General features: G+C 76.0%; 17 protein-coding genes. 12 read left to right on the top strand and 5 right to left on the bottom strand.

What is annotated here, in order from left to right; genetic code table 11:
- Positions 1-130: 130 nt before the first annotated feature.
- From ACFUK0_RS02735 to ACFUK0_RS02725, 3 genes are all read left to right on the top strand, one after another.
- The gene (locus ACFUK0_RS02735; protein ID WP_380246196.1) at positions 131-904 is read left to right on the top strand and encodes a MerR family transcriptional regulator; all 774 of its coding nucleotides are present in this window, start codon (positions 131-133) and stop codon (positions 902-904) included.
- A 120-nt stretch (positions 905-1,024) separates the two neighbouring features.
- Positions 1,025-1,252, top strand: coding sequence for a hypothetical protein (locus ACFUK0_RS02730; RefSeq protein WP_380246195.1), 228 nt, complete (start codon positions 1,025-1,027; stop codon positions 1,250-1,252).
- A gap of 10 nt (positions 1,253-1,262) precedes the next feature.
- Positions 1,263-1,736, top strand: a complete 474-nt coding sequence (locus tag ACFUK0_RS02725) for a hypothetical protein (RefSeq protein WP_380246194.1) — start codon at positions 1,263-1,265, stop codon at positions 1,734-1,736.
- Positions 1,737-1,764: 28 nt separating this feature from the next.
- Here ACFUK0_RS02725 and ACFUK0_RS02720 read toward each other — a convergent pair whose 3' ends face one another.
- Positions 1,765-2,610: a (2Fe-2S)-binding protein gene (locus ACFUK0_RS02720; protein WP_380246193.1), complete on the bottom strand. Its 846-nt coding sequence runs from the start codon at positions 2,608-2,610 to the stop codon at positions 1,765-1,767.
- Positions 2,611-3,231: 621 nt separating this feature from the next.
- Between ACFUK0_RS02720 and ACFUK0_RS02715 the strand changes: the two genes are divergently transcribed.
- From ACFUK0_RS02715 to ACFUK0_RS02695, 5 genes are all read left to right on the top strand, one after another.
- Complete coding sequence (locus tag ACFUK0_RS02715) at positions 3,232-4,428, top strand: ATP-grasp domain-containing protein (RefSeq protein ID WP_380246192.1); 1,197 nt, start codon at positions 3,232-3,234, stop codon at positions 4,426-4,428.
- Positions 4,425-6,152, top strand: a complete 1,728-nt coding sequence (locus ACFUK0_RS02710; protein ID WP_380246191.1) for an IucA/IucC family protein — start codon at positions 4,425-4,427, stop codon at positions 6,150-6,152. Before ACFUK0_RS02715 ends, ACFUK0_RS02710 begins: the two co-directional genes overlap by 4 nt.
- Positions 6,153-6,195: 43 nt before the next feature.
- Positions 6,196-7,992 carry an IucA/IucC family protein gene (locus tag ACFUK0_RS02705; protein ID WP_380246190.1) on the top strand — a complete coding sequence of 599 codons (1,797 nt, stop codon included), beginning with the start codon at positions 6,196-6,198 and terminating at the stop codon, positions 7,990-7,992.
- Positions 7,989-9,206, top strand: coding sequence for a type III PLP-dependent enzyme (locus tag ACFUK0_RS02700; RefSeq protein WP_380246189.1), 1,218 nt, complete (start codon positions 7,989-7,991; stop codon positions 9,204-9,206). Before ACFUK0_RS02705 ends, ACFUK0_RS02700 begins: the two co-directional genes overlap by 4 nt.
- Positions 9,207-9,333: 127 nt before the next feature.
- On the top strand, positions 9,334-10,137 hold the full coding sequence (locus tag ACFUK0_RS02695) for an inositol monophosphatase family protein (RefSeq protein WP_380246315.1): 804 nt from the start codon (positions 9,334-9,336) through the stop codon (positions 10,135-10,137).
- 43 nt (positions 10,138-10,180) lie between these two features.
- On the opposite strand, the gene ACFUK0_RS02690 is transcribed toward ACFUK0_RS02695, so the two are convergent.
- Entirely contained in the window at positions 10,181-11,650 is a 1,470-nt protein-coding gene (locus ACFUK0_RS02690) for a pyridoxal phosphate-dependent decarboxylase family protein (RefSeq protein WP_380246188.1), read from the bottom strand.
- Positions 11,647-13,044 (bottom strand): diaminobutyrate--2-oxoglutarate transaminase, encoded by a 1,398-nt coding sequence (locus tag ACFUK0_RS02685; RefSeq protein WP_380246187.1) that lies wholly within the window; start codon positions 13,042-13,044, stop codon positions 11,647-11,649. The genes ACFUK0_RS02690 and ACFUK0_RS02685 overlap by 4 nt, the downstream gene beginning before the upstream one ends.
- A 181-nt stretch (positions 13,045-13,225) precedes the next feature.
- On the opposite strand from ACFUK0_RS02685, the gene ACFUK0_RS02680 reads away from it, so the two are divergent.
- On the top strand, positions 13,226-13,873 hold the full coding sequence (locus ACFUK0_RS02680; protein ID WP_380246186.1) for a class I SAM-dependent methyltransferase: 648 nt from the start codon (positions 13,226-13,228) through the stop codon (positions 13,871-13,873).
- Between the two features lie 66 nt (positions 13,874-13,939).
- On the top strand, positions 13,940-15,265 hold the full coding sequence (locus tag ACFUK0_RS02675) for a M48 family metallopeptidase (protein ID WP_380246185.1): 1,326 nt from the start codon (positions 13,940-13,942) through the stop codon (positions 15,263-15,265).
- 61 nt (positions 15,266-15,326) lie between these two features.
- Here ACFUK0_RS02675 and ACFUK0_RS02670 read toward each other — a convergent pair whose 3' ends face one another.
- Positions 15,327-16,064 (bottom strand): response regulator, encoded by a 738-nt coding sequence (locus tag ACFUK0_RS02670; protein ID WP_380246184.1) that lies wholly within the window; start codon positions 16,062-16,064, stop codon positions 15,327-15,329.
- Positions 16,064-17,683 (bottom strand): ATP-binding protein, encoded by a 1,620-nt coding sequence (locus tag ACFUK0_RS02665; protein WP_380246183.1) that lies wholly within the window; start codon positions 17,681-17,683, stop codon positions 16,064-16,066. Before ACFUK0_RS02665 ends, ACFUK0_RS02670 begins: the two co-directional genes overlap by 1 nt.
- 162 nt (positions 17,684-17,845) lie before the next feature.
- Between ACFUK0_RS02665 and ACFUK0_RS02660 the strand changes: the two genes are divergently transcribed.
- Entirely contained in the window at positions 17,846-19,216 is a 1,371-nt protein-coding gene (locus ACFUK0_RS02660; protein ID WP_380246182.1) for a cation:dicarboxylate symporter family transporter, read from the top strand.
- Positions 19,217-19,252: 36 nt separating this feature from the next.
- Positions 19,253-19,422: transposase (locus ACFUK0_RS02655; protein ID WP_380246314.1), on the top strand; the 170-nt coding region annotated here is incomplete at its 3' end.

Here is a 19,422-nt window from a genome sequence, read left to right as displayed (position 1 = left end):
CCATTCGATCTGTGCCAGTAATCACTGGCACGATTGGCAGGGTAGCCGTTGCTGACAGTTCATGGAAGAAGCCGCGCAACCACGGTTGCAGACCCCCGACCCCCCGACGGCGGCGCCTATGCTGAGCGCCGTGGAGAAGCTCCGGGCAGTACCAGCGGCGACAGCGCAGCACGAGTACCGGGTGGAGGAACTGGCCGAGGCGGCCGGCATCACCACCCGCACCCTGCGCTTCTACCGCGAGCGCAAGCTGCTCCCGCCGCCCCGCAGGCAGGGCCGGATCGCCTGGTACGGCGAGGCCCACCTCACCCGGCTGCGGGTGATCGCCGAACTGCTGGAGCGCGGCCACACGCTGGGCGGCATCGCCGAACTGATCGGCGCCGGGGAGAGCGGGCGCGACGTCGCCGAGCTGATCGGCCTGGAGGCGGCCATCGTCGCGCCCTGGTCGGACGAGACCCCGGTCGAACTCAGCTGGAACGAACTCCGGGACACCTTCGGCGACCAGCTCACCGACACCAACACCGCCGAGTCCATCGCGCAGGGCTACATCACCCTCCACGAGCACGGCATCACCCATGTCAGCCGGCGGCTGATGGACGCGACGACGGCCCTGGTCGCCGAAGGCGTGCCGCTCTCCGCCGTCCTGGAGGCCAGCCGCCGCACCCAGGAACACGTGGACGCGATAGCCGAGCTGTTCGTCGGCCTCGTCCGCGACCACCTGCTCGGCGCCCTGGCCGACGACCGGCCACTCCCCCCGGGCGAGGCCGCCCACCTGACGGAGCAGATCCAGCACGTCCGGCCGCTGGCCCGCACCGTCGCCGACGCCCAGTTCGCCCTCGCGATGGACCGCCGGGTGCACGCCGAGTACGACGAGATGCTCAAGCAGCGCCGCCAGGACGGCGCGTAGCGCGCCCCGGGGCGCCCCCGCCCGCAGCACCGCCTGGCGCGTCGAACCCGCAGTGCCCTTGCGCCGCAGGTACCGTATGGCCTCGAACCATTCGTAGCACGGAGTGATCGCGAGGTTGCCATGGGCAAGCACGAGTTCAAGTTCGTCGTCAGCGACGTCGAGTTGACCGAGGAGCAGCAGGCGCGCGTGAGCCACGCGGTCGGCCAGGCGGGGGCGCTCGCGCTGGGCGACCTGACGCCGCCGGGAGCCGTCTCGGTGGCGCTCGGCAGTCACGTGTGGTGGCGGGGGCTCCCGCCGGACGCCCTGCGGACGGAGCTGGAGAGGTTCGCCCAGCTGCAGATCGGCTAGGTGCCGGCCGATGAGGCCGCCCACGGCCGCGGACGGCGGCCGGCCCGCCGGGGAGCAGGGGCGGACCTGCCCGAGCGCCGCCTGCCACCACGAGGGCACCGCCGTACTGGGCGTGATGACGGGCTCCGGGCGGCTGGCGTACCTGCCGATGCCGGTCCCCGTGGACGAGGCCTTCGCCGCGGCGCTGGCGGCGGACGGCCGCCCGGAGGCCCGGTACCGGTTCTCCGCGCCGTGCGTCCAGGACCGCTGCCCGCAGTGGACGGGCAGCGGGTGCGGGGTGGTCGACCACCTGCTGGACGCCCCGGCGGACGGCGCGGGCGGGGAGCTCCCGGCGGGCGGTCCGCCGCTGCCCGCCTGCGGCATCCGCCGGACCTGCCGCTGGTACGCGCAGCGGGGTGCGGCCGCGTGCGCCGTCTGCCCCGGCGTCGTCGCCGACATCGGCGGCACGGCCACCTACAGCTCGGAGCGGCACGAAGGGCACTGACCCGCCGGCCGGGCGGCCGGCGGCCCGCTCAGCCGGTGGCCGCCGGCTGCTCCAGCCGGCGGACGCGCTCGGCGTCGCAGGTGCGGGGGCAGGTGACGCAGGTGTCCTCGGGGCGGATGGCGTAGTAGAGGCAGCAGCCGAGCCGGGTGCGGGTGAGGTGGGTGCGGCCCTCCGTACCGGCCAGCCGGCGGAAGTCGGCGGCGCCCGGGAACGGCAGGGTGTCGCCGGGCAGCAGGAGGGACGCCGCGCGGGCGCCGGCCTCCTCGTCGCCGAGCATCCGGCCGAGGTACCAGACGCCGGAGGCCAGGTCGTCGGCGGCCATGCCCCACAGAGCGCGCTGTCCACGCTTCAACGGGCCCTGGAAGACGGCGAGTACGGGCTCCAGGTGGTCGGCGACCGCGGCCCGCAGCTCGGCCCGCAGCTCGTCCTCGCCGCCCGGCACCCGGGTGCCGGGCAGGCCGGCCGCCGGGTCGCCGGGCAGGCAGGCGAAGGCACCGGGGCGCAGCGCGAGGTCGCCGGTGCCGAGGTCGATCCAGAGGTCCTCGGCGCTGATCCCTGGTACCCGCCGGGACAGGTACCAGGGGCCGCTGACCAGCAGGCAGAGCGACCACAGGTAGTGGTGCAGCAGGCGCGAGGCGGCGACGTGCGGGCGGGGTTCGCGGCCGTGGACGGCGAGGATCCGCGCGCTCTCGCCGGCCACCAGCCCGTCCAGGTGGGCGCCCAGCCGGTCGGCGCGGACGAACCCCGGGCCGTCCGGGACCTCCTGGGGCCCCAGCAGCCGGACCCGCAGGCTCTCGCAACTGCTGAGGAGCTCCCGGTAGACGGGGGCGAGCAGCTCTGCGGCCCGGGGTTGGACCACCTGTGGTTCGGGCATGGATTTCTCCCGGATTCGGCTGGGGCCGAGCGGCGACTGGGGGGCGGGTGGCGGAGCGGCGTGGAGGTTCGTGCATCGCAGCGGAGCGGCCGGGCGCCTTCACTCCGACGACCGGGGGCGGACCTCCGTGCGGAGCGGCGACCGACGACGACGCGGCGGGTGGCCACCCCGGCCGAAGGCTCGGGGTGCGTGCACGGCCTCGTGCCGCCCCCACTGCCGATCGGCCTAAGGTGAGGCTCACCTTACACATGACCGGCCGCGTTCCGCGCGGGGGCACGACGCGCGGCGGGGCCCGATTCGGGGGCCCGCACCCGCTCCGGCCTGCGATTTGACGTACTTAGGCCAACCTAACCTAGACTCGCCTTCCGTGCTGACCCTCCATCACCCGGCGCCCGGAATCCCGGTGGTACAGCGGTTTCCGGCGGCAGTCCGGCCCTCGCCACCACCCGGCCGCCCCGCCCGCACGACCGGCGCCGGCACCGGTCGCGCACAGCGGGGCCCACTCCCGGCGTGCTCCGGATGCCGTCCGATGGCACCGCCGAACGGGTGAGCGGGCCGCGCCCGCCCCCACCGCTCCGCCCGGCCCGGCCCGGCCCGGCCCACGAGAGGACCTCACCCCCGATGCGGCTCTATCTGCTCGCCCTCAACCCCACCGACTCGGTGACCGAGGGATTCCTGCCGGCCGCGGCCCGCCTCGGCCTGGACGTCACCGTCCTCACCGACCGAGCCGCTCCGCACCGCGCCGCCTACCTCGGGCTGCCCGGCGCCCCCGAAATCCTGGAGTGCGACGTCCGGGACTTCCGCGAGGTGATCGGACTGATCTCCGCCCACCACGCACCGGACGCCGTCTTCAGCAACAGCGACCACCTCCAGACCCAGACCGCCCTGGCCGCCGACTACTTCGGACTTCCGGCCAAGGACTGGCGGGCCGCCCTGCGGGCCAAGAACAAGGCCGAGCTGCGCCGCCGGCTCGATCTGGCCGGCCTGGACGCGGTGTGGTCGGCCGAGCTCGCCCCCGGGGAGGCGCCCGAGCTGCCCGACGCGCCCTTCCCCTGCGTGGTGAAGCCGCGCGAGGGCGTCGCCAGCGAGGACGTCGTCCTGGTCGCCGACGCGGCCGAACTGCGGGAGCGGTGCCGGGAGATACAGCACCGGCGGCCCGGCGCCGCCCTGGTGGTGGAGGAGTTCCTGACCGGCGACCTGCACACGCTGGAGACCCTCGGCGACGGCCGCACCCGGCACGTCCTCGGCGGCTTCCGCACCCGGCTCTCGCCGCCGCCGCACTTCGTCGAGGAGCTGCTGGAGTTCGTCCCCGCCTACCCGCGGCCCGTCCTCGACCAGCTGCTCGCCCAGTTGGACGCCCTCGGCGTCGGCCTCGGCGCCTGCCACACCGAGTTCGTCCTCCAGGCCGACGGCCGGGCCCGGCTGGTCGAGGTCAACTACCGTGCCATCGGGGACCAGTGCGACCTGATGCTCGCCCGGCTGCTGGAGATCCCCTTCTTCGAACACGTGCTCAAGGTCCACCTGGGCGAGCCGCTGCCCGCCGGCCTCGGCGCCCGCACCGGCCGCCACGCCCGCAACGAGCCGGTCTGCGCCGACCGGGCCGGCACCCTCACCGCCGCGCCCGGCCCGTACGACGCCGAGACCGACGGCGTCCGGCTGGCCTACCGGCCGGTGCGCCCGGTCGGTGAGCGCCACGAGCACTACCGCACCAACCGGGACTACCTGGGCGTGGTCTGGGCGGTGGGCCCCGACCGGCCGGCCGTCGACCGCGCCGTCGCCGCCTTCATCGCCGCCAACCGCTGGGAGATCACCCCGTGAGCGCGGCGGCCGGGCTGACCCTGCGGGTGCTCTCGGCGCTGCTGCGCGAGGACGTCCTCGGGCTCCGCACCCGCGGCGCGGCCGTCGACCGGGCCGACGGACGCTGGATCCGGCTGGCGGCGGCCCCGCACACCCTTCTGCTGCCCGTCGCACCCGAGGGCTTCCAGAGCGAGTACGCCGCCCGGCTGCCGCTGCTGGAGGTCGACGGCACCGCCCTCACCGGCCTGCCGCAGATCCTGGCCGCACTCGGCAGCTGCGCCGACCCGGCCGACCGGAGCGGGTACACGGCCTTCGCCGAGGAGTGCCGGCAGACCCTGGCCACCATGGAACTGCACGACGGCACCCGCGCCTCGGTGCACCGCACGCTGGCCGAGCGGTACGGCGCCGACCCGGCCGACTGGACGGGCCCCCGCGCGGCCCTCGCCCACGACACCCTGGCCGCCCGCCACGACCACCCCGTGTACCCGACCGCGCGCGGCCGCTCCGGCCTCACCGAGGCGCACCTGCGCGCGTACGCACCCGAGTTCCACCCCGAGTTCGAACTGCGCTGGCTCGCCGTCCCCGCCGAGGCGCTCACCGTCCGGGGCCCCCGGCCTCTGCCGCCCTGGTGGCCCACGCCGGCCGGCCTCGGGCTCACCGGCCTCACCGGCCCGTACCTCACCCTGCCCGTGCACCCACTCACCGTGGGCGCCGCACTGGAGGAGGCGCTGCGCGCCACCGGACTGGCCGGACGGGCGGTGCTCGCCGAGCGCCCGTACCTGCGGGTCGTCCCCACCCTGTCGATGCGCACCGTCGCGGTCGCCGCCGACCCGGCCCACCACCTCAAACTGCCGCTGGCCACCGCCACCCTCGGCCTGCTCAACCGCCGCACCATCAAGCCCGGCACGCTGCTGGACGGCGCGGCCGGCCAGCGCCTGCTGGCGGCGGTCACCGCCCGCGAACCCCGGTTCGCCGGGAGCGTCCTGCACGCGGACGAGCAGGGCTACGCGCACGCCGGCCACGAACTGCTGGCCGCCCTGCTGCGCCGGTACCCCGAGGGCCTGGACGGGGCCGTCACCGTGCCGCTGGCCGCCCTCGCGGCCCGGGCGCCGGGCGGGCGCCTGGTGCTCGACCACCTCGCGGACCGGTTCCACGACGGCGACCCGACGGCCCTGTTCGACGACCTGCTGGTGCTGCTGCTCGACTGGCAGACCACGCTCTTCCGGTACGGCATCGCCCTGGAGTCGCACCAGCAGAACATCTCGCTCGTCCTCGACCGGCCCGGCGGCCGGACCAGACTGCGGCTGCTGCTGAAGGACAACGACGGCCCCCGGGTGAACACCCGCAGGCTCGCCGCCGCCCTCGGACCGGACGCGCCCGGGCAGACGGGGTTCGCCGACCCGAGGATCCTCGGTACGGACGACCGGGCGCTCACCGACCTGTTCACGACCGTCACCGGCCATCTCTGCACCGCCTCGCTCGCGTTCGCCCTCGACGCCCACGGACGGGCACCGCTGGAGGGCTCGCTGCGGCTGCTGCGCAGGCGGCTGGGCGAAGCGGTCGACCGGGCCGGCCCGGACGCCGAGCCGCTGCGGGCCGCCCTGCTCGACGCCGAGCGGCTGCCGGTGAAGGCGATGGTCACCGCCGGAAGCCTGCTCGCCAAGGCGCGATCGGGCGCGGCCGACATCAACAAGCACTACACCACCGGGCCCAACTACCTTCGCCGCCCGGGTGTCTGCCGATGACGCGCCCGGCCGCCCTCCTCCCCCGCACCCGCCGGAGCCGTTGATGCCCCTACCTGTCCCGCCCGTGGCCCGTCGCCGAACCCGGCCGGCCGACCACCCCGAACTGGCCGACGCCGACCAGGCGGTGGCCCACACCCTGCTCAACTGCCTGTTGCGCGAGGTCTCCGCCCCCGAGCGGCAGACCGCCGTCGCCGACGGCAGTCTGCTGCTGCGGCTGCCCCGGCGCGGAGTGCTGCTGCGGGCCCGGCTGCGGCGGACCTCACTGATCGGCGCGCACCGCTTCGCCGGGCCGGTGGAGCAGGAACGGCCGGACGGGTGGCGCGTCCTGGGCTGGCGCGAGCTGGCCGAGCACATCCAGCAGGAGCTGACCCTGCGGACGGGGGTGAGCAACGCCGAGTTCCTCCCGCAGCTCGCCTCCAGCCACGCGGGCGTCCGGGCCGCGCTGGCCGGCCGGGCCGGCCCGGCGGCCGGCGGCTCCCCCGAGACCGCCCGCTACCTGGAGTCCGAGCAGGCACTGGTGTACGGGCACCGCTTCCACCCGGCGCCCAAGTCCCGCTCCGGCGAGGGCTCCGCCGAGGGCACCGGTTCCGGCGGGGGCGCCGACGCCGGCCAGGCCTGGGCCGCGTACGCACCGGAGGCCCGCGCCGTCTTCCCGCTACGCCGGCTCGCCGTCCGCACGGGCCTGCTCGCCGGGGAGAGCCTCGATCCGGCGGCGACCGCGCTGCTGGACGGGCTGGGCGAGGCGCCCGCCGGGTACGGGCTGCTGCCCGCTCACCCGTGGCAGTACGAACTGCTGGCGGAGAACGGGCTGTTGCAGGCCGCGCTGGCCCGGGGCGACGTCCTGGACCTCGGCACCGGCGGCACCCCGTTCGCCGCCACCGCGTCCGTCCGCACGCTGTACGGTGCGGGGGCCTTCCTGAAGTTCAGCCTGAACGTCCGGATCACCAACTGCCTGCGCAAGAACGCCGCGTACGAGCTGGCCGGAGCCGTCGCGCTGACCCGCCTGCTGGCCCCGGCCCTCGGCGAGCTGGCCGGACGCTTCCCGGCCGCGACCGTGCTGCGCGAGCCCGCCTTCCGCACCCTCGCCCTGCCGGGCCCCGACGGCCGCACCGACACGGCGCTGTTCGAGGGCTTCGGCGTGATCGTCCGGGACGGCCTGGCGGGCGCCCTGCACCCCGGCGTCACGCCGCTGCTCGCGGCGGCGGTGGCCGACGAGTACCCGACCAGTTCGGCCCACATCTCCCGGCTGCTCGACGGCGCCGGCCCGCAGGAGTCGCTGGCCTGGTGGAGCAGCTACCTGCGGCTGCTGGTGCCGCCGGTGCTGGCCGCCTACTTCGACCACGGCGTGGCGCTGGAGCCGCACCTGCAGAACGTGCTGATCGGGGTGGACACCGCCGGCCGGCCCGTCCAGGTGCTGTTCCGCGACCTGGAGGGCGCCAAGCTGGTGTCCGGCCGGCACGCGGCCCTGCCGGCCGGGCTGCCGCCCGAGGTCGCCGGCCCGATGACGTACGACCCGAGGCGCGGCTGGGACCGCGTGGTGTACTGCCTGCTGGTCAACCACGTCTCCGAGCTGCTGGCCGCGCTGGCCGACCTGCACCCGGAGCTGGAGGGCGCGTTGTGGGAGGCCGTCCGCGCCGCGCTGCGCTCGTACGCCGACACCTTCGGCTGCCCGCCGGAACTGGCCGCCCTGCTGGCGGGCGGCCCGCTGCCGGCCAAGGCCAACCTGCTGACGCGGTGGGAGCGCCGGGCCGACCGCGAGGCCGGCTACGTCCGGCTGCCGTCACCACTGGCCGGGGCCGTCCGCCCCGCCGGCCCGCCGACCCCGCGGAGTGCCCGATGACCCTGACCGCACCCGTGCGCAGCCTGGTCGGGCGCCTCGGCGCCGACGAACTGCCCGCGTACGTCTACGACCTGGCCGCCCTGCGCGCGCACGCGGCCGCCGTGCGTGCCGCGCTGCCCGGGCGGGTGGAGCTGTACTACGCCGCGAAGGCCAACCCGGAACCGGCCGTGCTCGGCGCGCTGAGCGGCGCGGTCGACGGCTACGAGGTCTCCAGCGGGGGCGAGTTGGCGCACGTGCGGGCGGCCGTGCCGGGTGCGGCGCTGGCGTTCGGCGGGCCGGGGAAGACGCCGGCTGAGATCGCCGCCGCCGTCCGGGGCGGGGTGCACCGCTGGCACCTGGAGAGCGTGCGGGAGCTGCACCTGCTGGCGGCGGCCCTGGCCGCCGACCCGGAGGCCGCCGACGTGGACGTGCTGCTGCGGGTCAACCTGCCGCTCGCCCCGGGCGCGCTGGACTCCGTGGCGCTGGCGATGGGCGGCCGGCCGACGCCGTTCGGGCTGGACCCGGCGGCCGCCGAGGAGTGCCTCGCGCTGCTGGCCGGCCCGGTGGGCCGCCGGATCCGGCTGCGCGGGTTCCACGCCCATCTGGCCAGCGGGCTGGACCCCGAAGCGCAGCTGGCGCTCGCCGGGCAGCTGGTGGCCTGGTCGGTGCGGCTCGCGGAGCGGCACCGGACCGCCCTCGACGAGGTGAACATCGGCGGCGGGATGGCCGTCGACTACGCCGACCCGGCCCGCCGCTTCGACTGGACGGCGTTCGGCGCCGGCCTCGCGGGGCTGCTCGCCCGCCACCCCGGGCCGACCCTGCGGATCGAGCCCGGACGGGCCCTGACGGCGTACTGCGGCTGGTACGCCACCGAGGTGCTCGACGTGAAGCAGAGCCACGGCGAGGACTTCGCGGTGGTCCGGGGCGGCACCCACCACCTGCGCACGCCCGCGACCCGGGGCCACGACCAGCCGTTCACCGTGCTGCCGGTGGCCGGGTGGCCGCACCCGTGGCCGCGCCCGGCCGCCGCCACCGGCCGGGTCACCCTGGCGGGCCAGCTCTGCACCCCGAAGGACGTGCTCGCGCACCGGGCACCGGCGCCCGGCCTGCGGGCGGCGGACCGGGTGGTGTTCGCGCTGGCCGGCGCGTACGCGTGGAACATCTCGCACCACGAGTTCCTGATGCACCCTCGCCCCGCCTTCCACTTCCTCGACGACCCCGCACCGAGGCGGTGACCCCGGGCCGGACCCGGCCCGCCGCAGGCCGGAGCGGGGCCGTGCCCGGCGCCGCCAGGGGGCTGCCGCAGGTCCGAGTGGCACAGGCGTGCGAGAGTGGTGTCAGCGAAGGGAGCGGCACGTGCTGATGGAGAAGGTGGCGGAGATCCTCGCCGAGGCGGCCTCCGAGGTGGTCGTGCCGCGATTCCGGGCCCTGTCCGCGGGCGAGGTGATGGAGAAGGCACCCGGCGAGGTGGTCACCGTCGCCGACCGCGAGGCCGAGGTGATCATCGCCAGGAGGCTGCGCGAGCTGCTGCCGGTGCCGGTGGTCGGCGAGGAGGCCGTGGCCGCCGACCCCGAGCTGGCGAACGCCCTGCTCTCCGAGCCCGCCGTGTGGCTGGTCGACCCGGTCGACGGCACGGCGAACTTCATCGCCGGCCGCCCCGACTTCGCCGTGATGGCCTCGCTCGTCCGCTCCGGGCAGACCGTCGCCTCGTGGATCTGGCAGCCGGTGTCCGGCACCGCGTACGCCGCCGAACTGGGCGCGGGCGCGTGGCGGGACGGCGAGCGGCTCACCCGCAGACCCGCCACCGGCACGCCCGGCGACTGGCGCGGCTTCATCAAGGGCCGCTTCCTCGCCCCCGCCGACCAGCGGCGGCTGCGCGCCAACGCCGCCGCCTTCGGCCGGGTCGCCGCCGGCCGCTCCGCCGCCGGGGTCGAGTACCCCGACATCGCGGAGGGCGAGCAGGAGTTCATCCTCTACAACCGCACCCTCCCGTGGGACCACGCCCCCGGCTCGCTGCTGGTCAGCGAGGCCGGCGGGGTCTCCGCCCGGCTGGACGGCTCCCCCTACCGGCCCGACCCGCCCGGCGGCGAGGACGGCCTGCTGGTCGCCTGCGACCCGGAGACCTGGGAGCAGACCCGGGCCATCCTGCTCCGCCCGGCCGCCTGACCCGCCACCCCGCTCGGACCGGACCGGCCACCCCGGGGATCCGTCAGCCCGGGGCCGCCGTCCGCTCCAGCTCCCGGCCCGCGCGGACCACCTCGCGCAGCACCGCCGCCGTGTCGGCCGGCGTGGCGTACGGGTTCAGCAGGGTCAGTTTCAGCCGCACCCGGCCCGGGCCGGATCCCGGGAGTTCCGTCCGGCCGACCACCGCGCGGCCCTCGTGCAGCAGGGCCCGGCGCAGCTGCGCGTTGAGCCGGTCGGCGGCGGCCGGGCCGCCCCCGGCGGGCCGGTAGCGGAAGACCACGGTGGTCAGGATCGGCGCGCAGTGCAGTTCGAGGGCGGGCTCGGCGAGGACGGCCTCCGCGGTGGCCCGCGCGAGGTCGTGGCAGGCGTCGACCAGACGCCCGAGGCCGGGCCGGCCCAGGGTGCGCAGGGTGACGGCCAGTTTGAAGGCGTCGGCCCGGCGGGTGGTGCGCAGCGAGAGGCCGAGCAGGCTCGGGTAGCCGGCCTCCTCGTCGTCGGCCGGATTGAGGTAGGCGGCGCGGCGCAGCAGCGAGGCGTAGGTCTCGGCCCGGCGGGCCAGGAAGACGCCGGCGGCGGCGGGCTGCCAGCCCAGCTTGTGCCAGTCGAGCGAGACCGAGTCGGCGCGGGCGATGCCGTCCAGCAGCGGCGCGAGCCGGTCGGAGAGCAGCGCGCCGCCGCCGTACGCGCCGTCCACGTGCAGCCAGGCGCCGTAGCGGGCGGCCAGGTCGGCCGCCGGGTGCAGCGGGTCGACGGCGCCGGTGTCGGTGGTGCCGGCGGTGGCGACCACCGCGAGCGGCGTCGCGCCCTGCCAGGCGGCTTCGGCCATCGCCTGCGCCAGCGCGTCCGGGTCCATCCGCAGTTCGTGGTCGACCCGGACGGGGACGACGGCGCGCTCGCCGAGGCCGAGCAGGGCGGCAGCGCGCTGGACGGAGAAGTGGGCGGCCTGCGAAGCGAAGATCCGGGGCCGGGCGCCGGCCGGCACGCCGTCCAGCTCGACGATGCCGCCGAGCACCTGGTCGCGGGCCAGCATCAGGCCCATCAGGTTGGACTCGGTGCCGCCCGAGGTGAGGACGCCGGCCGACTCCTCGGGGTGGAAGCCGACCAGGGCGGCGAGTTCGGCGAGCAGGGCGGTTTCCAGGGCGGTGGCGGCGGGGGCCTGGTCCCAGGAGTCCTGGGAGGGGTTGAGGGCGCTGACCGCGAGGTCGGCGGCCACCGCGACGGCCAGCGGCGGGCAGTGCAGGTGCGCGGCGCAGGCCGGGTCGGCCGGGTCGGCGCTGCCGTGCGCGAGGAGCTCGGTCAGCCGGCGCAGGGAGTCCGCGCCCTCGTGGCGCAGCGCGTCCGCCACCTGCCCGGCGCTCTGCCCCGGGCCGCCGGCCGGCAGCGGGCCGCCCCGGCGGGCGGCGCCCGCCGCCAACGCGTCGAGGACGGTCTCCAGCAGCGGCCGCAGGGCCTGCGGCCCGGCCGCGCCGCCCGAGAGCGGCGCCCCGGTGCTCACGCGCCCGCCCCCGCCCCGTAGGCAGCGACGGAGGCGGCCCGGATCGCGTCGGCGAGGCGCTCCAGGACGGCCTCGGCCTGCTCGTCGGTGATGGTGAGCGGCGGCAGCAGGCGCAGCACGGCGTCGTGCCGGCCGCCGAGTTCGACGATCAGGCCGCGCTCCAGGCAGGCCTCGCGGACCAGCACGGCCAGCCGGGGGGCGGCGGGCCGCGCACCGCAGGCGTCCGGGCCGGCGGCCGGGTCGACCAGCTCGACGCCGATCATCAGGCCCCGCCCCCGGACGTCGCCGATCACCGGCAGCTCGGCCCGCAGGGCGCGCAGCCGGGCGGTCATCCGGGCGCCGACGGCGGCCGCCCGCTCGACCAGCCCGTGCACGGCGACGTAGCGCAGGGTGGCCGCACCGGCCGCCATCGCCAGGGTGTTGCCGCGGAAGGTGCCGGTGTGCGCGCCCGGCTGCCAGCCGTCGTACTCCTCGCGGTAGACGACCACGGCGAGCGGCAGGCTGCCGCCGATCGCCTTGGACAGCACCATGGCGTCCGGCATGATGCCGCTGTGCTCGACCGCCCACATCGCACCGGTGCGGCCGACCCCGGTCTGCACCTCGTCGACGATCAGCGGGATGCCGCGCTCGGCGGTGATCCGGCGCATCTCGCGCAGCCAGCCGTCCGGTGCGGGCACCACGCCGCCCTCGCCCTGCACGGCCTCCAGGATCATCGCGGCGGGCTTGACGACCCCGCCCGCCGGGTCGTCCAGCAGCCGTTCGGTGTACGTCACGGCCAGCTCGGCGCCGGCCGGCCCGCCGACGCCGAACGGGCAGCGGTAGTCGTACGGGTACGGGAGCCGGGTGACCTCGCCCCCGCCGGGCAGCGGCGCCTTGACGGCGACGTTGCCGGTCACGGCGAGCGCGCCGGCGGTCATGCCGTGGTAGGCGCCGGTGAAGGCGAGGGCGCCGCGGCGGCCGGTGGCGGTCTGCATCAGCTTGAGCGCGGCCTCGACGGCGTCAGTGCCGGCCGGGCCGCAGAAGTGCACCCGGGAGCGCTCGCCGAAGCCGGCCGGCAGGCTCGCGAAGAGGGCGTTGGTGAAGTCGTCCTTCTCGGCGGTGGCGAGATCGAGCAGGTGCAGGGGCGCGCCGCTGTCCAGGGTGCGGCGGATCGCCTCCAGCACCACGGGGTGGTTGTGGCCGAGGGCCAGGGTGCCGGCGCCGGAGAGGCAGTCGAGGTAGCGGCGGCCGTCGGCGCCCTCGACGGTCATGCCGTGCGCGCGGACGGGCACGATCGGGAAGGACCGCGCGTAGGTGCGGGCGGCCGACTCGCGGATGCGCTGGCGGCGCAGCACGGCCTCCCCGGGGGCGGGGGCGGGTGCGGTGGGCTCGGCAGGCTCGACGGTGACGGTCACAGCAGACTCCCATGAAGTTAGGTAAGCCTAACTTTACTGGATTGCACCACTTCGCCCGGCCCACCGGGTGAAGACCACCCGAGCGGGTGAACCCCCGCCGCACGCTGCCCAACGACCCGCTCCCGCCCGAGGTCACGGCCCCGCTCGGTACGCTGACCGCAGATCACCGAGGGGAGCCCCGATGCCCGACCCGACCGACGACACCCACCAGGCCGAACTCGCCCGCACCCGCGAGTTCTTCGCCGCCCGAGCCGCCGACTGGGACGCCCGCTTCCCCGACGACGGCCCGCGCTACGCCGCCGCCGTCGCCGAACTCGCCCTGGAGCCAGGGCAGTCCGTCCTCGACGCGGGCTGCGGCACCGGCCGCGCCCTCCCCCTGCTCCGCGCCGCCGTCGGCCCCGGCGGCGCCGTCACCGGCGTCGACCTCACCCCGGAGATGCTCGCCGTCGCGGCCACCCGCGACACCGGCGCCACCCTGCTGCAGGCCGACTGCGCCCGGCTCCCCCTCCCGGACGCCACCCTGGACGCCGTCTTCGCCGCCGGCCTGATCTCCCACCTCCCCGACCCCGCCGCCGGCCTGCGCGAACTCGCCCGCACCACCCGCCCCGGCGGCCTGCTCGCCCTCTTCCACCCGATCGGCCGCGCCGCCCTGGCGGCCCGCCACGGGCGGCAGAGCACCGGCGCGGAGCGCCCGGAGGCTGCGAAGGAAGGAGGCGACCTGCGGGCCGAACCCAACCTCCGGCCGCTGCTGGCCGCGACGGGCTGGCGGCTCACCGCCTACACGGACACCGACGACCGCTACCTCGCCCTGGCCGAACGGACGGACTGACACCCGGATCCGTGGCCGGGGCCCGGTGGAGCACGCGTGGTGCACCCACTGGCATGATCGGCCGTCATGCCCGTACCCCTGTTCGCAGCACCCTCGGCCGGCCCCGCCGGCCCCGCCTGTCCGGCCTGCGCAACCCGGCTCGCCCTCGACGAGCGGTTCCCGACGTGGTGTCCGGGCTGCGAGTGGAACCTGTCCCCCGCCCCGGCCGACGCCCCGGTGCTCCCGCCCCGGCGGCGGCGGATCAGCGATCGCCGGCAGCGGGCCGACGCGGCCCTGCTGGCGGCGGCCCGCTCCCGGGCCGGGCAGGTGTACGAGGCCGTGGCCGAGGGGGCGGGCGCGCGTCAGGACCGGACCTGGATCGCGGCCATGGCCGTCGCCGCACTCGTCCATCTGGTGACAGGCGGCCTGCTGGCCGCCTCGGTGGCCCTGCAGTTCACCGGCAGTTGGCCGCTGCGGGCCATCGGCTGGACGGGCCTCGCCCTGGCCGTACTCCTGCGCCCCCGGTTCGGCCGGGTCCCGAAGGACGCCGGTGTGCTGGGGAGGGCGGCGGCGCCCACGCTGTACGCACTGGTCGACCGGGTGGCCGCCGCCGTGGGCGGCCGTCCGGTGGACGTCGTACGGGTGACCGGCGAGTTCAACGCCTCCTTCGGGCGGGTGGGGCTGCGCCGCCGCAGTGTGCTCACGCTCGGGCTGTCGCTCTGGGAGCCGCTGACCGGCGGCCAGCGGCTCGCCCTGCTCGGGCACGAACTCGGCCACGACGTGAACGGCGACCACCGGAGCAGCCGGTGGCTCGGCTCCGCCATCGGGACGCTGAACCAGTGGTGGTACGTCAGCCTGCCGGACCCCCACGCAGGCCGCACCCACGCGCTGGAGATCATCGCGCACGAGATCGCCAACCTGTTCCTGGAGATCGTCAACCGGCTGGTCGGGCTCCTCCTCGGCCTGCTGGTGCGGCTCGCCGACCGGTCCGGGCAGGGCGCCGAGTACCGGGCCGACGCCCTGGCCGCCGAGGTCGCGTCCACGGCCGCCGCCCAGGACATGCTTCGGGTGCTCCTGCTGGACCGGACGGTGGAGACCTTCCGGGCCCGGCAGCGCAGCCTCTCCGGGATCCACCGGCCCGGCATCCCGCGCGGTCCGGCCGTCTTCTGGAGCGGGCTCGCCGAGGAGCTGGCCACGGTGCCGCCGCAGGAGACGGAGCGTCTGCTCAGGCTCTCCACGCGGGAGTTGGGCAGCGTCGACAGCACGCACCCGCCGACCCATCTGCGGATCGCCATGCTCGCACGGCGGCCCGTCCTGGCGCCATCCGTCGTGCTGACCGACGCCGAGGAGGCGGCGATCGCCCTGGAGCTGGCCCGGCACCGCGACCGGCTCGCCCGGGAGCTGCTGGCCTGAGGCCGCGGCCCCGCCCCGGGCCCCGGGCCGGTGGATCCCGGAGAGGCTGCGCTGCCGGGCGCTACGGGCCCCGAGTGCCCTTGGCGGCCCGCCAGCGGTAGCAGAGCTCCGGGCGGCCGACCTGGCCGTACTGGGGTTCGCGGTGGGCGAGGCCGGTGTCGACGAGGTGTTCCAGGTAGCGGCGGGCGGTGATCCGGGAGACGCCGGCCGCCGTCGCGGCCGCCGCGGCGGACAGGCCGGCGTCGGCCGCGCGCAGGACGGTGGCGACGGTGTCGAGGGTGGCGGCGGTGAGGCCCTTGGGGAGGGCGGTGCGGTCGGGGGTGCGCAGGACGGCGAACGCGTGGTCCACCTCGTCCTGGCCGGTGGCCTCGCCGGTGCGGCCGAGGGTTTCGCGGTAGCGGCCGTAGCGCTCCAGGCGGTCGTGCAGGGCGGCGCCGCTGAAGGGCTTCAGCAGGTACTGGACGACGCCGGCGGAGACGGCCTGGCGGACGGTGGCGAGTTCGCGGGCCGAGGTGACGGCGATGATGTCGGTGGCGTGGCCGGCGGCCCGCAGGGTGCGGCAGAGCTGGAGCCCGTGACCGTCCGGCAGGTGCAGGTCCAGCAGGATCAGGTCGACGGGGCGGCCGGCGTCGCGGGCCCGGTCCAGGGCGCGCAGCGCGTCCGCGCAGCTGTGCACGGTGGCGACGGCGTGAAAACCGGGCGCGCGCTGCACGTAGAGGGCGTGCGCGGCGGCGGCCACCGGGTCGTCCTCGACCACCAGGACGCCGATCGTCGGGCGCGCCACCGGTGCCGGCGGCATCAGCTGCCCCCCGTCCGCTGGAGCGGCAGCCGGACGGTGAGCACGGCGCCGCGTTCGCGGCCGACCTCGACGGTGCCCCCGTTGCGCCGGGCGGTCTGGGCGACGAGGGCGAGGCCCAGGCCGTGGCCGCCGCTGTCCTTCGTCGTCCAGCCGCGCCGGAACACGTCGGCGACGGCCTGCGGGTCGATGCCGGCGCCGGTGTCGGCCACCCGCAGCAGCAGGTGGGCGTCCTCCACCCGTGCGGTGACGGTGACTTCGGGGGCGTCGCCGCGCCTGGCCGCGCCCTCGACGGCGGCGTCCACCGCGTTGTCGACCAGGTTCCCCAGCACGGTGACCAGGTCGCGGGCGGTCAGCTCCGGCGGCAGGACGCCGTCGTCGATCCGACTGTCCTCGGTGAGGGTCAGCTCCACGCCGCGCTCGGCCGCCTGGGCCGCCTTGCCGAGCAGCAGCGCGGCCAGTACGGGTTCGCCGACGGCGGCCACCACCCGGTCGGTGAGCCGTTGGGCGAGGGCGAGTTCGGCGGTGGCGAACTCCACAGCCTGTTCGTGGCGGCCGAGTTCGATCAGCGAGACGACGGTGTGCAGCCGGTTGGCGGCCTCGTGCGCCTGCGCACCGAGGGCTTCGCTGAACCCGCGTACGGTGTCCAGTTCGCCGGTCAGCGCCTGGAGTTCGGTGTGGTCGCGCAGGGTCAGCACCCGGCCGAGGCCGCCGGCGATGTCCGAGGTGTTCAGCACCACGACCAGCTCCGCCGTCAGGTGGATCTCGTCGCGGGCCGGGGCCGGGGCGAGGACGGCGGCGAGCAGCGACTCGGGCAGGCCCAGGGCGGCGACCGGCCTGCCCTCCAGGTCGGTTCCGAGTCCGAGCAGTTCGCGGGCCGCGTCGTTGCAGAGCACCACCCGGTGCTCGCGGTCGAGCAGCACCAGGCCCTCGCGCACCGAGTGCAGGGTGGCCTGGTGGTACTCGTACAGGTGGCTGAGTTCGGCGGCGCCCATGCCGTGGGTGTGCCGGCGCAGCCGGGCGCCGACCAGGTAGCTGCCGAGCCCGCCGAGGGCGAGGGCCGCCAGGGCAACCCCGGCCAGGGCGAGCAGCGGGTCGCGCAGTTGTTCGCTGATGGAGTCGACGGTGATGCCGACGCTGACCAGGGCGAGCACGTGCCGGCCGTCGTCGAGGACGGGGGTGACCACCCGGACGGAGGGGCCGAGGGTGCCGGTGTACGTCTCGGTCCAGGTCTGCCCGGCGAGTGCCTGGCCGATGTGGCCGAGGAAGGGCCGGCCGATCTGGCCGGGATCGGGGTGCGTCCAGCGCACGCCGCGGGTGTCCATCACGGTGACGAAGGAGACGCCGGTGTGCGCCACGACGTCCTGGGCGTAGGGCTGGAGCACGGCGGAGGGGTCCGGGCCGGTGACGGCGGCCCGGACGGCCGGTGAGTCGGCGACCGTCCGGGCGACGGCGTTGACCTGGGTGCGGGCGGCGTCCTCGGCCCGGCTCGCGGTGAACAGGTAGGCGAGGACGGCGCCGCCGGCCACCACGGCGGCGACGATCACGATCTGCACGACGAACAGCTGCCCGGCGAGGCTGCGCACCCGCCGGCGCGACGGAGGACTCGGACGCTGGGACATGCCAGCCAGTGTGCACTGCCGGGTGAGGTGCCCGGCAAGGGCCGGTGCAGCAGCGGGCCGTGAACTCTATGAACGTAAACGTGACCCCGGTCACGGCGGAACCCATAGTCGGAGCGGCCCACCACCCGGGGCCGCCAGGACAGCAGGGCGAAGGAGCCGCAGATGCCGATCACCGGGGCAGTACCCAGGAGACGCCGGGACCGCACGCACTACCTCTATCTCGCGGTGATCGCGGCGGTGGTGGCGGGCATCGTGGTCGGGCTGGCCGCCCCCGGCTTCGCGGTGGAGCTGAAGCCGGTCGGAACGGGCTTCGTCAACCTGATCAAGATGATGATCAGCCCGGTGATCTTCTGCACCATCGTGCTGGGCATCGGCTCGGTCAACAGGGCCGCGAAGGTCGGCCGGGTCGGCGGCCTCGCGCTCGGCTACTTCCTCGCCATGTCGACCGTCGCGCTCGGCATCGGCCTGCTGGTCGGCAACCTGCTGGAACCCGGCTCCGGCCTGCACCTCACCCAGGCGCTGGCGAAGGCCGGCCACGCCCAGGCCACCGCCGGGCACGCCCAGGGCACCGCGGACTTTGTGCTCGGCATGATCCCGACCACCATGCTCTCGGCCCTCACCGAGGGCAAGGTGCTGCAGACCCTGGTGGTCGCGCTGCTGGCCGGATTCGCCCTGCAGGCGATGGGCCCGGCCGGGGCGCCGGTGCTGCGCGGCGTCGAGCACGTCCAGCGGCTGGTCTTCCGGGTGATGTCGATGATCATGTGGGCCGCCCCGGTCGGCGCCTTCGGCGCGATGGCGGCGGTGGTCGGCGCGACCGGCACGGCCGCCCTGAAGAGCCTCGCCGTCATCATGATCGGCTTCTACCTGACCTGCGCCGTCTTCGTCGTCGTGGTGCTGGGCACGCTGCTGCGCCTGGTCGCCGGGGTGAGCGTGATCGCCCTGCTGCGCTACCTCGGCCGCGAGTTCCTGCTGATCCTCTCCACCTCCTCCTCGGAGAGCGCCCTGCCCCGCCTGATCGCCAAGATGGAGCACCTCGGGGTGAGCCGGCCGGTCGTCGGCATCACCGTGCCGACCGGCTACAGCTTCAACCTGGACGGCACGGCGATCTACCTGACGATGGCCTCGATCTTCATCTCCGAGGCGATGGACAAGCCGATGTCGATCGGCCAGCAGCTCTCCCTGCTGCTGTTCATGGTGATCGCCAGCAAGGGCGCGGCCGGTGTCACCGGCGCGGGCCTGGCCACCCTGGCCGGCGGCCTGCAGTCGCACCGGCCGGAGCTGGTGGACGGGGTCGGCCTGATCGTCGGCATCGACCGCTTCATGTCCGAGGCCCGCGCGCTGACCAACTTCGCGGGCAACGCCGTCGCCACCGTGCTGATCGGCCACTGGACGAAGGAGATCGACCACGAGCGGGTCCGCACGGTGCTGGCCGGCGGGCTGCCCTTCGACGAGCGGACGCTGGTCGACCACGGGGCGGCCCCGGCCGTCCCGGCGCAGCCGGGCGCGCCCAGCGCCGAGAACGTGTCCGCCTAGGGCGCGTCTTCAAAGGCGATGGGCTGATGAGCGATCATGTTGGTCGTGATTCGTCGTCATGAGCTGTCGGATGTGGAGTGGGAGGTGCTGTCCCGTCTTCTGCCGCGAGCAGGGACGGGACGGCCCCGGGCGGACGACCGGGTGGTGCTGAACGGGATCGTGTGGAAGCTGCGGACCGGCTCGGCGTGGCGGGACGTGCCGGAGCG

This window comes from Kitasatospora sp. NPDC057223, assembly GCF_042669755.1.
Lineage (GTDB): Bacteria > Actinomycetota > Actinomycetes > Streptomycetales > Streptomycetaceae > Kitasatospora.
This window is presented reverse-complemented; position numbering and strand designations above follow the sequence as displayed.

Bases quoted from the DNA above. Each gene is read 5' to 3' on its own strand.
- ACFUK0_RS02665 (WP_380246183.1), bottom strand. From the start codon at position 17,683: ATGTCCCAGCGTCCGAGTCCTCCGTCGCGCCGGCGGGTGCGCAGCCTC.
- ACFUK0_RS02720 (WP_380246193.1), bottom strand. From the start codon at position 2,610: ATGCCCGAACCACAGGTGGTCCAACCCCGGGCCGCAGAGCTGCTCGCC.
- ACFUK0_RS02715 (WP_380246192.1), top strand. From the start codon at position 3,232: ATGCGGCTCTATCTGCTCGCCCTCAACCCCACCGACTCGGTGACCGAG.
- ACFUK0_RS02670 (WP_380246184.1), bottom strand. From the start codon at position 16,064: ATGCCGCCGGCACCGGTGGCGCGCCCGACGATCGGCGTCCTGGTGGTC.
- ACFUK0_RS02660 (WP_380246182.1), top strand. From the start codon at position 17,846: ATGCCGATCACCGGGGCAGTACCCAGGAGACGCCGGGACCGCACGCAC.
- ACFUK0_RS02705 (WP_380246190.1), top strand. From the start codon at position 6,196: ATGCCCCTACCTGTCCCGCCCGTGGCCCGTCGCCGAACCCGGCCGGCC.
- ACFUK0_RS02680 (WP_380246186.1), top strand. From the start codon at position 13,226: ATGCCCGACCCGACCGACGACACCCACCAGGCCGAACTCGCCCGCACC.
- ACFUK0_RS02695 (WP_380246315.1), top strand. From the start codon at position 9,334: ATGGAGAAGGTGGCGGAGATCCTCGCCGAGGCGGCCTCCGAGGTGGTC.
- ACFUK0_RS02700 (WP_380246189.1), top strand. From the start codon at position 7,989: ATGACCCTGACCGCACCCGTGCGCAGCCTGGTCGGGCGCCTCGGCGCC.
- ACFUK0_RS02730 (WP_380246195.1), top strand. From the start codon at position 1,025: ATGGGCAAGCACGAGTTCAAGTTCGTCGTCAGCGACGTCGAGTTGACC.
- ACFUK0_RS02725 (WP_380246194.1), top strand. From the start codon at position 1,263: ATGAGGCCGCCCACGGCCGCGGACGGCGGCCGGCCCGCCGGGGAGCAG.
- ACFUK0_RS02675 (WP_380246185.1), top strand. From the start codon at position 13,940: ATGCCCGTACCCCTGTTCGCAGCACCCTCGGCCGGCCCCGCCGGCCCC.